This is a genomic window from Micromonospora sp. C28ISP2-4 (assembly GCF_030519385.1).
Lineage (GTDB): Bacteria > Actinomycetota > Actinomycetes > Mycobacteriales > Micromonosporaceae > Micromonospora > Micromonospora tulbaghiae.
The window spans coordinates 438,912-454,796 of the sequence record NZ_JAUMKG010000006.1 but is presented as its reverse complement, the minus strand read 5'-3'; the positions used below and the strand labels follow the sequence as shown (position 1 = coordinate 454,796).

Genomic DNA, 15,885 nt, shown 5'->3' with positions numbered 1-15,885 from the left:
TTCGCATGCGCCGGTGCTCGGCCGGACGCGGCGCGTGCGAACCGGTAACGGGAACCGTGTTCGTCAGCTCGCCGATCCGCGCGCTCGCCCTCAGGCGGCGCAGCGGTCGCAGGTGCCGAAGATCTCCAGGGTGTGCCCGACGTCGGTGAAGCCGTGCTGGGCGGCGACCTGGTCGGCCCACCGCTCCACGGCCGGGCCGGCCACCTCCACGGCCCGGCCGCAGCGGCGGCAGACCAGGTGGTGGTGATGGCGGCTCTGGCTGCACCGGCGGTAGAGGTGCTCACCGCCGGGCAGCCGCGCCGAGTCGATCTCGCCGTTGTCGACGAGCATCTGGAGCGTCCGGTACACCGTGGTCAGGCCGACCTTCGCCTGCCGCTGGACGAGCATCTGGTGCAGCTGCTGCGCGCTGTGGAAGCCGTCCAACTCCCGCAGCAGCGCCAGCACCTCGGCGCGCTGACGGGTGTTGCGGGTCGCCCCGGTCGTCGCCTGGGTCACCGTCGCCTCCCTCGTCCGGGCGCCCGCCCGGCACCCTCGTCCGGCCGCGGCCGCGCCCGGCGCGCCACGTGACACCCGGAACCATTATGCCTTCCGGGCACACCGCCGATCCCGGACCCGCGACGCTCCGCCGCCTGGTGTGACGTGCCCGACCGCCCCGGCCGGAACTATCCGGCGCACCGCGCCGACAAACCGTACGAACACCGGATCTTCGAGGGGGACGACGTCATGCCCAGCACCACGAGCCGCCGCTTGCTGCGCCCGACGGCCCTGATCGGCGCCGCCGTGCTCGCCGCGTCGGTCGCCGCCTGCGGATCCGCCGGCACGCCGTCCGCCGCCCCGCCGGCGTCGGGCGCGACCTCGGCGTCGGCGAGCGCGGCGGCGGGCGTGCTCACCGTCCGCGACCCGTGGGTGAAGGCCGCCGACAAGGGCATGACGGCCGCGTTCGCCACGCTCGCCAACGACGGCGACACCGACGTCACGATCACCGGGGTGACCACCGACGTGTCCCGGGCCGAGATCCACGAGATGGCCATGACCGACGGGAAGACGGCGATGCGGCAGAAGCAGGGCGGCGTCGTGGTCGCCGCCCGCTCCCGGGCCGCCCTGGAACCCGGCGGCGACCACCTGATGCTGATGGACCTGACCCGTCCGGTGCGGGCTGGCGACCAGCTCGACATCACGCTCACCTTCGCCGACGGCCGGACCCAGACGTTCACCGCCGTGGCGAAGCCGTTCACCGGCGCCCAGGAGTCCTACGCGCCCGGACACGGAGCGAGCCCGGCCTCATGACCGGCACCGGCACACCCGCCCGCCGGGTGAGCCGGCGTGGCCTGCTCACCGGCGGCGCGATGGCCGCCGGGGGCGCGCTCGCCGGCGCCGGCGCCCTCGCCGCCGTCCGTTCCCACGGGGTACGCCCCGACGACGCCGTCCCGGTGGGCCGGGTCGGCAGCGCGGTCGAGCCGTTCCACGGCACCCGACAGTCCGGGGTCACCACCGACCCGCAGGCACACGCGGCGTTCGTCGCGTTCACGCTGCGCCCCGGCACCGACCGGGCCGCTCTCGGGCGGATGCTGCGGCTGCTCTCCGACGACGCGGCCCGGCTCACCCAGGGCCGCCCGGCGCTGGCCGACACCGAGCCGGAACTGAGCGCGCTGCCCGCCCGGCTCACGGTCACGTTCGGCTTCGGTCCCGGGCTCTACGCCGCCGCCGGGCTCGACGACCGCCGGCCCGCCTCGGTGGCCGAGCTGCCCGCGTTCGGCATCGACCGGCTGCAAACCCGCTGGTCCGGCGGGGACCTGCTGCTCCAGATCTGCGCCGACGACCCGCTCACCGTCGCCCACGCCCAGCGGGTCCTGGTCAAGGACAGCCGCCCGTTCGCCGTCGTCCGCTGGGTGCAGCAGGGCTTCCGCCGCGCGGCCGGCGCCGAGCCGGGGCGTACCCAGCGCAACCTGTTCGGGCAGCTCGACGGCACCGCCAACCCGAAGCCCGGCACGCCGGCGGACACCGCCGTCTGGGTGACCGACGGACCGGACTGGCTGCGCGACTCGACCACGCTCGTGGTGCGGCGGATCAGCATGAACCTGGAGACCTGGGACCTGCTGGGCCGTGCCGACCGGGAACTCGCCGTCGGGCGGCGCCTCGACACCGGTGCGCCGCTGACCGGCCGGGCCGAGCACGACGAGCCGGACTTCGCCGCGCTCGGCCCGGACGGGCTCACCGTCATCCCCGACTTCTCGCACCTGACCCGGGCCCGCGTCACCGACGACCGGCAGAAGATCCTGCGCCGGCCCTACAACTACGACGGTGTGCCGACCCCCGAGGGCGACGCGGACAGCGGGCTCGTCTTCGCCTCGTACCAGGCCGACATCGCCCGCCAGTTCCTGCCCGTCCAACGCCGGCTCGCCGAGCGCGACCTGCTCAACGAGTGGACCACCCCGATCGGCTCCGCCGTGTTCGCCGTACCGCCCGGCTACCCCGAGGGCGGCTGGATCGGCCGGCAACTGCTCGGCTGACCACCACAGGAAGGCCCGTGATGCGTACCCGTTCCGTCACCGCGCTGCTCGCCGCGGCCCTCACCGCGCTGCTGCTGGTCCCGGCCACGCCCGCGGCGGCGCACAACTCGCTCCAGGAGGCCACGCCGTCGCGCGACGCCCGGCTCACCACCGCGCCGACACAGGTCACGCTGCGGTTTCTGCAACGGCTGAACCCCTCGTTCACCACCATCACGGTCAGCGACGCCGGTCAGCGCACGGTGCCCACCTCCGCACCGGCGGTGGACGACGCAACCGGCACGGTGACGATCGACGAGCCGCTGGCCAACGGCACCTACACCGTCGCCTACCGGGTGGTCTCCCGCGACGGCCACCCGGTCCAGGGGTCGTACCGCTTCACAGTCGCCGACCCGGCCGCGCCCGCGCCGTCGGCTCCCGCGTCGCCGGCGACTCCCACACCGACGGCGACTCCCACGCCGGCCGGGGTGGACGGCGCGGGCGAGCAGGACGCCTCCGGGGCGCGGTCCGGCGACGACGGCCCGCCGGTCGCGCTGCTTGCGGGCGGGGCGGTCGCCGGTCTGCTCGTGATCGCCGGAATCGTGCTGCTGCTCGCGCGCCGGGCGCGCGCTCGTCGCACGGACCACTGACGACCGGACCTTGCACGGCAGGTCGGGCCACAAGTTGAGTGGGCCGGCCACGGGTAGGCGACCCGCGACCGTCTCGACGGGCCCGCAGCGGGTGAGCGCGCGCCGGCCCTTGACCCGGCCGGCGACGGTGGGCGGGTCGCGACCGCCTCAGCGGGCGGGCGGCGGGCCGACGCTGCGGCGCGGCACCAGCGTCGGCGCGATCGTCTGCCGCAGCGGCCCGGCGGTCTGCGACTCGATCTGGGCCAGGAGCAGGTCGAGGCTGGCCGCGGCGACCGCGCCGAAGTCCGGTCGCACCGTGGTCAGCGGCGGGATGAAGTACGCCGCCTCCGGCACGTCGTCGAACCCGACCACGCTGATGTCGTCGGGGACCCGGCGGCCGTGCTCGTGCAGCGCCCGCAGCACGCCCAGCGCCAGGTGGTCGTTGGCGGTGAAGACGGCGGTGACCTCCGGCATCCGGGCCAGCATCTGCCCGCACCGGTAGCCCGCCGCCGCCGACCAGTCGGCCGGGACCAGCGGCGGGATCTCGGCGCCGGCCTGCCGCAGCGCCTCCCGCCACCCCTCGATCCGGCCGGCGCTGTCGAACCAGTCCGACGGGCCGGACACGTGCCACACCGTGCGGTGCCCGGCGGCGAGGAGGTGCTCGGTGGCGGCCCGGGCGCCGGCGACCTGGTCGACCGTCACCAGCGGGATCGGCCGGCGCGGGTCACCGTCGACAGTCACCAGCGGCACGTCCTGCGGCAGCCGTTCCAGTGCCTCGCCGGCGGACTCGACCGGCGCGATGACCACTATGCCGGCGACCCGGTGCGCCAGGTGCCGTTCCACGGCGGCCGAGATGGAACGGTGGTCGAGGTCGCGGACGCTGCCCACGCTCACCGCGAAACCGGCCTCGGCGGCCGCCTGCTCCAACGCCGCGAGCAGCGACGCCGGGCCGTAGAGCGTGGTGTTCTGCGCGACCACACCGATCACCTGGGACCGGCCGGTCACCAGCGCCCGGGCCGCGCGGTTGGGCCGGTAGCCGAGTTCGGTGATGGCGGCCTGCACCCGCAGCCGGGTCTGCTCGCGCACGTTGGGGTGCCCGTTGAGCACCCGGGAGACCGTCTGGTGCGACACCCCGGCGAGGCGGGCCACGTCCGTCATCGCAGGACCGCGCACGGCCACCTCACTTTCGCCACTGCCCGCGGCCACACCCGGTCGATCTCGACCGGACCGGCCCGGGTGGCGACAGTCTACGCCAGCGGTCGCACCGGTATCGGCACCGTGGATCGACCGTTCACATCGTGGCGCGGCGATATCGCGGAATCGGCCGACGGCTCATTCCCTTCCGTTACGCAGCGGCGTGAACAGGCAGCTCGGAAGCTGTGGAATTGAGCCCGGGGTGCGGCATTTCCGGCGATTGCCGGTGCCCCACCCCGGGCTATTGCAGATGTGTCAACGCCCGTGAATGGTGACCGTTGTCACGGCGTCGTCAGCGAGAACTGCCGCACCGTCACCGCGCCACCGAGCGATTGGGTGGCGTAGTTGAAGAAGCCGAACCGGTACCCCATGAAGAACTGCCACGCGTTGTTGAGCGTCAACGCGTTCCCGAGCGGCACGAAGTTCACCCCGTCGGTGCTGTAGGAGAACCGCGCCTGCCGTCCGGAACCGGGCCGGATGTCGGCGTTGGCCCGCAACCAGATCCGCCCGCCGGACACCGCCGCGCCGGCGATCTCCGTACCGGTGCTCGTGGTGTTCCAGTTGTTCGAGCCCATGGTCAGGCCGTTCGTCATCACCACCCGGGTCGCGCCGTTGTCACGCCGTACGCCGATCCAGGCCGAACTGTCCCGCAGCATCGCCAGGCCGGCCCGGTCACCGTCGCGCATGGTCGAGTAGTCCAGCTCGATCGTGCCGGTCGAGGTGGGGCCCTGAATGCGGTGGGTGAGCGTGTTGCGGGCCCGGTACAGGTCGTTCGTGACGCTGGCGGTCTGCAGGCGCAGGCCGTTGTTCACCGACCACCGGCTGTTGTCCGGGTTGTGGTTCCACTCGTACTGCACGCCGAGCGTGGTGCCGGAGAACGTGTCGGTGCCGGTGAGCGGCTTGACCGGGCGGGTCGGCAGCGGGTTGGGGTAGCTCGCGCCCCAGGCGCCGTTGACGGTCTGCACCTGCGGCCAGCCGTCGGAGGTCCAGGTGATCGGCGCCAGCGTCGGCATCCGCCCGCCCGGGTAGGCGTCGGTGAACGCCATGTAGTACCAGGCGCCGGTCTGCGTCTGCACCAGCCCGCCCTGGTGCGGCACGCCGCCCCCGGAGATCGGGCCGGGCAGGTTGAGCAGCACCTGCCGCTGCTCGTACGGGCCGAACGGGCCGTTCGTGGACTTCAGCACGTACTGGCCGTTGGCCGGCCGGGTCAGCCAGATGTAGTACGCGCCGTTGCGCTTGTAGAAGCGCGCGCCCTCCAGCGTGCCGATGCTCGACGGCGTCTGGTAGACCTGCTGGGCCCGGACCTGGCTGCGCCCGTCGGCGGACAGCTGGGCCACGCTGATCGTGCCGTTGCCGTACGCGACGTACATGGTGTCGTTGTCGTCGATCAGCATGCCGGCGTCGTAGTAGCAGTTGGGGATGGTGGCCAGGCGGTTCCACGCGCCGTCGACGGCGGCGGCGGTGTAGATGTGGGTCTGCGCGAAGTCGATGCAGCCGGCCCAGTAGAACGTGCGGTTGCTCGGCCGGTAGTTCAGCGTCGACGCCCAGATGCCGTCCACGTACGCGTGCTCACTGCTGCTCAGGTCGTACTTGGAGCCGAAGTCCAGCCGCGGTACGGAGTGCCCGGCGAACTCCCAGTTCACCAGGTCCCAGGAGCGCAGCACCGGTGCGCCCGGCGAGTAGTGCATGGTGGAGGCGGACATGTAGTAGACGTCGCCGACCCGGATGATGTCGACGTCGGCGAAGTCCTGCCAGACGGCCGGGTTGGTGAAGCTGCCGCCCGGGTTGCCGGGGTTGTCGCCGACGCGGACGAGCTGCCACTGCTGGTTCGCGCCGTTCCAGTCGTCGTACTGCACGATGTTGCCGCCGTCGGCGGTGGAGGCGTTCTGCACCTCCATCACCTTGTTCGAGTTCCGGTTGATCAGCCGGACGTACCCGCTGTCGGAGTCGGCCAGCCGGAACTGCTGGTTGGTGCCGCCGTGGTCGGTCCACTGGACCACTGCCGCGCCGTTGGCGGTGGACGCGCCGGTCACGTCGAGCACCTTGCCCGAGTGCCGGGAGCGCAGCCGGTAGTAGCCACCGCCGGAGTCCACGAACTGCCACTGCTGCCAGGCGCCGTCGTTGCGCGTCCACTGGGTGATCCGCGCGCCGTCGTTGGTGGCCTGGTTGTACAGGTCCAGCGCCTTGCCGCTGTTGCGGTTCACCAGCACGTAGTACGCGCCGGTGTCCACAGTGGCGGCCGATACCGGCGCGGGCACGGCGCCCACCACCACGCCGCCGACAAGCAGCGCGACCATCCCGGCCAGCAGCCGGGACAGCCTTCCACGTCCACGGGACAGTCGAGCCGTCACCACGATCCTCCTTCGTCGACCGGAGCCCGGGCACGGCGGCACGCGCCGACGACGGCAGCGTTATCGCTAACAGCGACGCCCACCCAGGCGAGAGTCGGATCCCTGGCAACTGCGGCGCAGATCGCGCCCGGAACGGCCCGCGAGCGGTGCCGGTGACCCTATCCATCGACTGTGAGCGATAACATGCCGTTCGTCAAGGCGTAACGCGCCGCCCGCCACGCGGGCCGCACGGACGGCGCGAGGCGGCTCAGAAACCCCGGGCGAGCCGGTAGTACGCCTGGTTCCAGCGCAGCTCGTCGGCGAAGCGGTGCGGGCGCGTCTCGGCGTCGATGACCACCAGCTCGGTCCGGGCCATCGCGGCCAGGTCGCGCAGCTCCTCCACGCCGACGGCCTGGGAGAGCACGGTGTGGTGCGGCGCGCCGGCGGTGATCCACGCCTCCGCCGACCCGGCCAGGTCGGGCTGCGGACGCCACACCGCGCGGGCCACCGGAAGGCGGCGCAGCGGATGCGGCGGCGGCACCACGTCCACCGCGTTGGCGACCAGCCGGAACCGCTCCCCCATGTCCGCCATGCCCAGCACGACAGCCGGGCCGGGCGCCGCGTCGAAGACCAGGCGTACCGGGTCCTCCCGCCCGCCGATGCTCAGCGGGTGCACCTCCGCGCTCGGCACGTCGGCGGCGATGCTCGGGCACACCTCCAGCATGTGCGCGCCGAGGATCAGCTCCTGACCGAACGTCAGGTCGTAGGTGTAGTCCTCCATGAACGAGGTGCCCCCCGGCACGCCGGCGGCCATCGCCTTGAGCGTGTGCACCAGCACCGAGGTCTTCCAGTCCCCCTCGCCGCCGAAGCCGTAGCCGTCGGCCATCAGGCGCTGCACCGCGATCCCGGGGAGCTGCCGCAACCCGCCGAGATCCTCGAAGTTCGTGGTGAACGCCCGGAAACCACCGGCGTCGAGGAACGCGCGGAGACCCAGCTCCTGGCGCGCCGCGTACCGCAGCGAGTCGTGCCGGTCCCCGCCGGGCCGCAGCTCGGACGCGACGCGGTAGGTGTCGTCGTACTCCTTCACCAGGTCGTCGACCTGCGCCTCGGGCACCTGGTCGACGGCGGCGACCAGGTCGTTGACGCCGTAGGTGTTCACCGAGACGCCGAAGCGCAGCTCGGCCTCGACCTTGTCCCCCTCGGTGACCGCGACGTCGCGCATGTTGTCGCCGAAGCGGGCCAGCCGCAGCGTCCGCACCGCCGACCAGCCGATCGCGGCGCGGGCCCACGCCGCGACCCGCCCGACGACCCGGGGGTCGGTGACGTGGCCGGCGACGGTCTTGCGGGCCACCCCGAGCCGGGTCTGGATGAACCCGAACTCCCGGTCGCCGTGCGCGGCCTGGTTGAGGTTCATGAAGTCCATGTCGATCTCGTCCCACGGCAGCGCCACGTTGGCCTGCGTGTGCAGGTGCAGCAGCGGCGTGCGCAGCGCGTCCAGCCCGGAGATCCACATCTTGGCCGGGGAGAACGTGTGCATCCAGGCGATCACCCCGACCGCGCCCTGCGTGGCCGCGTCCCGGCAGGCCGCGAGGATGTCCGCGCTGGAGGTGAGGACCGGCTTCCAGACCACGCGTACGGGGATGTCCGGCGACTCGTCCAGGCGCGCGGCGATCTGCCGGGACTGCTCGGCGACCTGCCGCAGGGTGTCCTCGCCGTAGAGGCCCTGGCTGCCGGTGAGGAACCAGACCTCGGGCTGGGGGTGAGTTGCCATGTTGTTGCCTTCCGCGCTAGGAACCGTCACTTGAACCGGATGCCGATGAGGCGCTGGAGGAGGATGAACGCGAACAGCAGGCCGCCGATCACGATCTTGGTCCACCAGGAGTTGAGGCTGCCGTCGAACGTGATCAGGGTCTGGATCACGCCCAGCACCAGCACACCGAGCACGGTGCCGAAGACGTACCCGGACCCGCCGGTGAGCACGGTGCCGCCGATCACCACAGCGGCGATCACGTCCAGCTCCATCCCGACGGCGATCAGCGGCGCGCCGGAGAGCGTGTAGAACGACAGCAGGATGCCGCCGATCGCCGAGCAGAGCCCGCTGATCGTGTAGACGGCGATCCTGGTCCGCGCCACCGGCAGGCCCATCAGCAGCGCCGACTGCGCGTTGCCGCCGACCGCGTACACGTTGCGGCCGAACCGGGTGTACGCCAGCACGTACGCCGCGATCAGCACCACCGCGAACGCGATCAGGACGCTGATCGACACGAAGGTGCCGGCCGGGTCGCCGATACGCTGCTGCGACATCGAGGTCCAGAAACCGTCGGTGATGGAGATGGAGGAGTCGCTGATGAACGTGCACATGCCGCGGGCGAAGAACATCCCGGCGAGTGTGACGATGAACGGCTGGATCTCGAAGAAGTGGATCGCGCAGCCCATCAGGAAACCGAGCGTCGGGCCGATCAGCAGCGCGATCACCAGCACCAGGGCCGCGGGCAGGCCGTCGCGCAGCAGCGACGCCGACACCATGGCGGTCATCGCCACCACGGAGCCGACGGACAGGTCGATGCCGCCGGTGAGGATCACGAACGTCATGCCGACCGCGACGACGAGCAGGAAGCCGTTGTCGATGAAGACGTTGAAGACGACCTGGACGTTGGAGAAGGCGCGGTACTGGGACACGCCGATGCCGTACATGACCAGCAGCAGGGCGAGCGTGGCCAGCACCGGGACGTGGCGCCGGGGCAGGCTGGGCCGCCAGGACCGGCCGGTGGTCAACGACGTGCTGCTCATGCCGGCACCTGCTCCTTCTCCCGCTGCGGGGCCGCCGGGCCGGGTTCGGCCCCGCGCCGGCGCCGGCGCAGCCGGGCACGGAACGCCGGGGCCTGGACGAGGCAGACGGCGATGACGACGACGGCCTTGAACAGCAGTGACGTCTGCGGCGAGATGTTCATGGCGTACACGGTGGTGGTGAGGGTCTGGATGATCAGCGCACCGAGGACGGTGCCGCCGAGGGAGAACCGGCCGCCGGCCAGCGAGGTGCCGCCGATGACGACCGCCAGGATCGCGTCGAGTTCGATCCACAGGCCGGCGGCGTTGCCGTCGGCGCTGGAGACGTTCGCGGTGACCATGAAACCGGCGAGCGCGGCGCAGACGGCGCTGATCACGTAGACGAGGAAGACGATGCGCCGCGACCGGATGCCGGCGAGCCGGCTGGCCTCGGCGTTGCCGCCGACCGACTCGACGATCAGCCCGAGCGCGGTGCGTCTGGTGAACGCGGCCACGAGCAGCGCCGCGGCGAGCGCGATCAGGATGGCCAGCGGCAGGGTCAGGAAGTGCCCGAGCCCGATCGCCCGGTACGGACCGGAGTTGATCGTGATGATCTGGCCCTCGGTGACCAGCTGGGCGATGCCCCGCCCGGCCACCATGAGGATCAGCGTGGCGATGATCGGCTGGATGCCGATGACCGCCACGAGTATTCCGTTCCAGGCGCCGAGCACGAGCGCCGCGCCGAAGGCCAGGGCGAGCGCGGTGGCCACAGTGGCCGGGCTGTTCTGGTCGGCCGCCCCGCTGATGTGCAGGCAGGCGATCGCGCCGCTGATCGCGCAGAGCGAGCCGACCGACAGGTCGATGCCGCCGGTGGCGATGACGAGCGTCATTCCGAGCGCGACCAGGATCAGCGGCGCGCTCAGCCGGAGGATGTCGATCGGCGTACCGTACAGGTGGCCGTTCTTGACCTCGACGGCGAGGAAGCCGGGACGGTAGACGGTGTTCGCGGCGATCATGACCACGAGCACGAGCGCCGGCCAGAACAGGCGGTGGCCGGTCAGCGGGCGGAGGCGGTCGGCGACGGCGGTCATCGGGTCACCTCCTCCCGGGGCGTTCCACTGGCGATGGTGCGCATGACGCGGTCGGCGTCGAGCGTGTCGTCGTTGTCGAGCTGGGCGACCATCTCCCGGTCGCGCATGACCGCGACCCGGTGGCTCAGGCGCAGCACCTCCTCCAGCTCGGCGGAGATGAACAGCACCGCCATGCCGCCGTCGGAGAGCTGCACCACCAGCTTCTGGATCTCGGCCTTGGCGCCGACGTCGATGCCCCGGGTCGGCTCGTCGAGGATCAGCAGACGCGGCTCGGTGATCAGCCAGCGGGCCAGCAGCACCTTCTGCTGGTTGCCGCCGGAGAGGTTGCGCACCGGAAGCTCCGGGTTGGCCGGACGGATGCTGAGCGCCTCCATGTACTTGCGGACCAGCTCGTCCTGGCGGCGGCGCGGGATCGGGCGCAGCCAGCCGCGCGCGGCCTGCATCGCCAGGATCATGTTCTCCCGGACCGACAGCTCCGGGACGATGCCCTCGGCCCGGCGGTTCTCCGAGCAGAACCCGACGCCCTGACCGATGGCCTGGATCGGGTTGCGCACCGGCGCCCGGCCGCCGTCGAGCCGGACCTGGCCGTGGTCGGCCCGGTCCGCGCCGAAGATCAGCCGTGCCACCTCGGTCCGGCCGGAGCCGAGCAGGCCGGCCAGGCCGACCACCTCACCGGCGTGGATGCGCAGGCTGAACGGGGCGACCGCGCCGCGCCGGCCCAGCTCGGCCGCGTCCACGAGCGGGGCCTCGTCGTCGTCGGCGTCGACTGTGGCGCGCTTCTGCTGCTCGTCGAGCCGCTCCAGCACGTCCAGCTCCTGCCCGATCATCTTTTCGACCAGGCTGAACTGCGGCAGTTCCTCCGTGCGGTACTCCCCCACGAGCCGGCCGTTGCGCAGCACTGTGATGCGGTCGGCGATGCCGTAGACCTGGTCGAGGAAGTGGGTGACGAACAGGATCGCGATCCCCTCGTCACGCAGTTGCCGCATGATCCGGAACAGCTGCGCCACCTCGCCGGCGTCCAGGCTGGACGTCGGCTCGTCCAGGATCAGCACCCGGGCCCGCACGTCGATCGCCCGGGCGATGGCGACCATCTGCTGCACCGCGAGCGAGTACGAGCCGAGCGGCGCGGAGACGTCGAGGTCGAGGTCGAGCCGGGCCAGCAGGTCGCGGGCCCGGCGGCGCATCTCGCCCCAGCGCACCGCGCCGAGCCGGCGGGGCTCCCGGCCGATGAAGACGTTCTCCGCCACCGACAGGTTGGTGCAGAGGTTGACCTCCTGGTAGACGGTGCTGACGCCGGCCGCGGCGGCCTGCATCGGACCGGTGAACGAGACCTGCTCGCCGCCGAGCGTGACGACGCCCGCGTCGGTCCCGTAGACGCCGGTCAACACCTTGATCAGGGTGGACTTGCCGGCGCCGTTCTCGCCCATCAGGGCGTGGACCTCGCCCGGGAACAGCCGGAAGTCGACGTCGTGCAGCGCGCGGACCCCGGGGAAGGTCTTGCTGATGCCGGTCATGGTCAGGACCGGACGGTTACCCGTCATCCCATCGGACCCTTCTTCGACGCGGTACGGGGTCGCCGTCGGCCGCGACGGCGACCCCGGTGACTCCAGTACTTGCGGTTGGGCGCAGCGCCTTGGCCTGCTCCTGGGTGAACGTGGTCTCCTCGGTCTCGATCCGGGCGGGCACCTCCTCGCCGGCCTTGACCTTCTTGACCAGTTCCATCAGCTGCGGGCCGAGCAGCGGGCTGCACTCGGCGATGAAGTTGAACTTGCCGTCCGCGAGGGCCTGCATGCCGTCCTTGACCGCGTCGACGGTGATGATGGTGATGTCCTTGCCGGGCGTCTTGCCGGCCGCGGTGATCGCCTCGAGCGCGCCCAGGCCCATGTCGTCGTTGTGCGCGAAGAGCACGTCGATCTTCGGGTTGGCCTTGAGGAACTGCTCCATCACCTGCTTGCCGCCGGCGCGGGTGAAGTCACCGGACTGGGAGGCGACGATCTTCAGGTTCGGGTTGGCCGCGATGGCCTCGGCGAAGCCCTTCTTCCGGTCGTTCGCCGGCGCCGAGCCGGTGGTGCCCTGAAGCTCCACGATGTTCACCGGGCCGGACGCCGCCTTCTTCTGCTCCACCAGCCACTCGCCGGCGAGGCGGCCCTCCTTGACGAAGTCCGAGCCGAGGAACGTCTTGTAGAGCGACTTGTCGGCCGAGTCGACGGCGCGGTCGGTCAGGATCACCGGGATCTTCGCGTCCTTGGCCTCCTTGAGCACGGTGTCCCAGCCGGACTCCACCACCGGCGAGAAGGCGATCACGTCGACCTTCTGCTGGATGAAGTTGCGGATCGCCTTGATCTGGTTCTCCTGCTTCTGCTGCGCGTCGTCGAACTTCAGCTCGATGCCCGCAGTGGTCGCCGCCTCCTTGATCGAGGTGGTGTTGGCGGTGCGCCAGCCACTCTCGGCGCCCACCTGGGAGAAGCCCAGGACGATCTTGTCGTTGCCGTCGCCGGAACCGCCGCCGGTGTCGCTGTTGCCGCACGCGGCCATGCTGGCGGCGAGCAGCACGCCGGCGAAGGCCGCCACGACCGTGCGTGCCGTGCTCCTGCTTCTCATCGATTCTCCTCCGGGGTTGGATGTTCCGGACGCACGGCCGGCGGGAGCCGGCGCGGCCCGGGTGTGGTGGTGGGGGTTGCGCGGCGCTGTCCGGGGTCAGTGCGCCGGCGGGCGTTGGCCGTACACGTTCTGGTAGCGGTCGTAGAGCGAGTCGATGTCGGCCGGCGCGATCGGCACCGGCTGCCCGAGCGCGCGGGCCAGGTGTGCGGTACGGGCGACGTCCTCGCACATCACCGCGGCCTTGACCGCCGCCCGGGCGTCACGGCCGATGGTGAAGACGCCGTGGTTGCGCATGAGCACCGCCGGTGAGCGGTGCCCCGACAGCGTGCTGACGATGCCCTTGCCGATGTCGTCGCCGCCGATCAGCGCGAACGGCCCGATCGGGATCTCCCCGCCGAACTCGTCGGCCTGCGCGGTCAGCCAGCACGGGATCGCCTCGCCCCGGGCCGCCCAGGCGGTGGCGTATCCGCTGTGGGTGTGCACGACGCCGCCGACCTCGGGCATCGCGCGGTAGACGTAGGCGTGCGCGGCGGTGTCGCTGGACGGGGCGCCGTCGCCGTCGACGACCGCGCCGCTCAGGTCGCAGACCACCATGGCCTCGGCGGTGAGGTCGTCGTAGTCGACCCCGCTGGGCTTGATGACCATCAGCTCCTGACCGGGTACGCGGGCCGAAACGTTGCCGGCGGTCCAGGCCACCAGGTCGTAGCGGGTCAGCTCGCGGTGCAGGCGGGCCACTGTCTCGCGCAGCGTGGCGACCTGGCGGGTCACCTCGGTGTTCATCCGACCACCTCCAGGGTCGCTCCGGCGCGGTCCGCGGCGGCGTCGACTGCCGCGTTGCGGATCGCCCGCAGGCGGAGCATGACGTCGTTCGCGCCGCGGCCGAAGTGGTCGTGCAACGCGCGGTACTCGGCGTACAGGGCGTCGTAGGCCCGCACGTTCTCCGGTACGGGCCGGTAGACGGCCTCGTCGATGCGCCCCATCGCGGCGGACGCCTCGTGGATCGTCGGGTACGCCCCGGCGGCCACCGCCGCGTGGATGGCCGAGCCGAGCGCCGGGCCCTGGGCGGAGCCGATGATGCTCAGCGGCCGGTTCGTGACGTCGGCGTAGATCTGCATGAGCAGCCGGTTGGAGGTGAGCCCACCGGCCACCACCAGGTCGTCGACCGGTACGCCGGCCTGCGCGAACGCCTCGACGATCATCCGGGTGCCGTACGCGGTGGCCTCCAGCAGCGCCCGGTAGACGTCCGGCGGCCGGGTCGCGAGCGTCAGCCCGACGATCATCCCGCTGAGGTCGTGGTTGACCAGCAGGGACCGGTTGCCGTTCCACCAGTCCAGCGCCACCAGTCCGTGCGCGCCGACCGGCTGGGCGGCCGCGGCCTCGGTGAGCTGCTCGTGCGAGTCGAAACCGGCCGGGGCGGCGTGGCGTACGAACCAGCCGAAGATGTCCCCCACGCCGCTCTGCCCGGCCTCGAAACCCCAGGCGCCGGGGCTGATGCCGCCGTCGACCACGCCGCACATGCCGGGCACCTCGGCCGGGTGGGTGCCGTTGAGGACGTGGCAGGTGGAGGTGCCCATGATGGCGACCAGCCGGCCGGGCCGCAGCGCCTGGGCCGCGGCGGCGGTGACGTGCGCGTCGACGTTGCCGGCCGCGACCGCGATGCCCTCGGGCAGCCCGGTCCAGGCGGCGGCGCGGGCGCTGAGCGAACCGGCCCGCGCGCCCAGCGGCAGCAGCGGGCCGTCCAGTTTGGTCACGAAGTCGGCGAAGCCGGGGGCGAGCGCGGCCAGGTAGTCCTCCGACGGGTAGCGGTCGTCCTGCCGGATGCCCTTGTAGCCCGCGGTGCAGACGTTGCGCGTCTCGGCGCCGCACAACTGCCACACGATCCAGTCGGCGGCCTCGATGAAGCGCTCGGCCCGGCGGTAAACCTCCGGGTCCTCCTCCAGGATCTGCAGGCCCTTGGCGAACTGCCACTCCGCGGAGATCTTGCCGCCGTAGCGGCCGAGCCACGGCTCGCCGCGTTCGGCCGCCAGCGCGTTGATCCGGTCGGCGTGCGGCTGCGCGGCGTGGTGCTTCCAGAGCTTCACCCAGGCGTGCGGCCGGTCGCGCAGCTGCGGGATCTCGCACAGCGGCGTGCCGTCGGCGAGCGTCGGGAGCACGGTGCAGGCGGTGAAGTCGATGCCGATGCCCACGACCCGGGACGGGTCCACGCCGGCTTCGGCGAGCGCGACCGGCACCGCGTGGCGCAGCACGTCGCGGTAGTCGTCGGGATCCTGGAGGGCCCAGTCCGGGGGCAGCGCCGGGCCGCCGTCGGGCAGCGCGGTCTCGATGACCCCGCGCCGGTACTCGTGCACCGCCGTACCGAGTTCGGCGCCGTCACGGACGCGGACCACCAGTGCCCGCCCGGACAGCGTGCCGAAGTCGACACCGATCACGTACCGGTCGGACGCGTCCACTTCGCTCATTTGCACCTCCGCCGTGTCACGGAGTTAGTGTTAGCGCTCACATATACATCCGTCAAGACACCTCCGGGCAACAGCTGCGTAACGAGGAGCGACTTCCGCCGGCCGGTCCCCGCCGGGCGGCGCGGACCGGCACCGCCGCCGCCGGAGGAGATCCACACGGACGCGCCGCGGAGCCGGGCGCGGCGCCCGGGCGAACGCGATGTTAACGACCACAATCGATGCCTTAGTCGATCGTCGCGCGAGCGAGATCGACGCGGCGAACCGGAGAGCGGGGACGACACGTCCCGGGCTCGCACAGGGCCGCTCAGCGGCACTTTTTCCGGTCGCGG

General features: G+C 72.0%; 13 protein-coding genes. 3 read left to right on the top strand and 10 right to left on the bottom strand.

The window, feature by feature from the left end:
• Positions 1-90: 90 nt before the first annotated feature.
• The gene (locus tag Q3W68_RS23025) at positions 91-495 is read right to left on the bottom strand and encodes a Fur family transcriptional regulator (protein ID WP_013286817.1); all 405 of its coding nucleotides are present in this window, start codon (positions 493-495) and stop codon (positions 91-93) included.
• Between the two features lie 228 nt (positions 496-723).
• On the opposite strand from Q3W68_RS23025, the gene Q3W68_RS23020 reads away from it, so the two are divergent.
• Genes Q3W68_RS23020 through Q3W68_RS23010 form a run of 3 tightly spaced genes read left to right on the top strand, consistent with a single transcriptional unit; the run spans position 724 to position 3,136 of the window.
• Positions 724-1,287 carry a copper chaperone PCu(A)C gene (locus Q3W68_RS23020; protein WP_302907432.1) on the top strand — a complete coding sequence of 188 codons (564 nt, stop codon included), beginning with the start codon at positions 724-726 and terminating at the stop codon, positions 1,285-1,287.
• Positions 1,284-2,510 carry a Dyp-type peroxidase gene (locus Q3W68_RS23015; RefSeq protein ID WP_302907431.1) on the top strand — a complete coding sequence of 409 codons (1,227 nt, stop codon included), beginning with the start codon at positions 1,284-1,286 and terminating at the stop codon, positions 2,508-2,510. The genes Q3W68_RS23020 and Q3W68_RS23015 overlap by 4 nt, the downstream gene beginning before the upstream one ends.
• Positions 2,511-2,530: 20 nt before the next feature.
• The gene (locus tag Q3W68_RS23010) at positions 2,531-3,136 is read left to right on the top strand and encodes a copper resistance CopC family protein (RefSeq protein ID WP_302907430.1); all 606 of its coding nucleotides are present in this window, start codon (positions 2,531-2,533) and stop codon (positions 3,134-3,136) included.
• 147 nt (positions 3,137-3,283) lie between these two features.
• Here the strand turns inward: Q3W68_RS23010 and Q3W68_RS23005 are convergent, their stop codons facing one another.
• From Q3W68_RS23005 to araB, 9 genes are all read right to left on the bottom strand, one after another.
• Positions 3,284-4,273 (bottom strand): LacI family DNA-binding transcriptional regulator, encoded by a 990-nt coding sequence (locus tag Q3W68_RS23005; protein ID WP_302907429.1) that lies wholly within the window; start codon positions 4,271-4,273, stop codon positions 3,284-3,286.
• A gap of 317 nt (positions 4,274-4,590) precedes the next feature.
• On the bottom strand, positions 4,591-6,660 hold the full coding sequence (locus Q3W68_RS23000; RefSeq protein WP_302907428.1) for an RICIN domain-containing protein: 2,070 nt from the start codon (positions 6,658-6,660) through the stop codon (positions 4,591-4,593).
• Positions 6,661-6,907: 247 nt separating this feature from the next.
• Positions 6,908-8,410: an L-arabinose isomerase gene (gene araA / locus Q3W68_RS22995; protein ID WP_302907427.1), complete on the bottom strand. Its 1,503-nt coding sequence runs from the start codon at positions 8,408-8,410 to the stop codon at positions 6,908-6,910.
• A gap of 26 nt (positions 8,411-8,436) precedes the next feature.
• Positions 8,437-9,429: a galactofuranose ABC transporter, permease protein YjfF gene (yjfF, locus tag Q3W68_RS22990; protein ID WP_302907426.1), complete on the bottom strand. Its 993-nt coding sequence runs from the start codon at positions 9,427-9,429 to the stop codon at positions 8,437-8,439.
• The gene (locus Q3W68_RS22985; protein WP_120569492.1) at positions 9,426-10,496 is read right to left on the bottom strand and encodes an ABC transporter permease; all 1,071 of its coding nucleotides are present in this window, start codon (positions 10,494-10,496) and stop codon (positions 9,426-9,428) included. The genes yjfF and Q3W68_RS22985 overlap by 4 nt, the downstream gene beginning before the upstream one ends.
• Positions 10,493-12,037 carry a sugar ABC transporter ATP-binding protein gene (locus Q3W68_RS22980; RefSeq protein WP_302907425.1) on the bottom strand — a complete coding sequence of 515 codons (1,545 nt, stop codon included), beginning with the start codon at positions 12,035-12,037 and terminating at the stop codon, positions 10,493-10,495. Before Q3W68_RS22980 ends, Q3W68_RS22985 begins: the two co-directional genes overlap by 4 nt.
• The gene (locus Q3W68_RS22975) at positions 12,027-13,097 is read right to left on the bottom strand and encodes an ABC transporter substrate-binding protein (protein WP_302907424.1); all 1,071 of its coding nucleotides are present in this window, start codon (positions 13,095-13,097) and stop codon (positions 12,027-12,029) included. Before Q3W68_RS22975 ends, Q3W68_RS22980 begins: the two co-directional genes overlap by 11 nt.
• Positions 13,098-13,193: 96 nt before the next feature.
• Entirely contained in the window at positions 13,194-13,877 is a 684-nt protein-coding gene (locus Q3W68_RS22970; protein WP_302907423.1) for an L-ribulose-5-phosphate 4-epimerase, read from the bottom strand.
• Entirely contained in the window at positions 13,874-15,556 is a 1,683-nt protein-coding gene (gene araB, locus Q3W68_RS22965) for a ribulokinase (protein WP_302907422.1), read from the bottom strand. The genes Q3W68_RS22970 and araB overlap by 4 nt, the downstream gene beginning before the upstream one ends.
• Positions 15,557-15,885 lie beyond the last annotated feature (329 nt).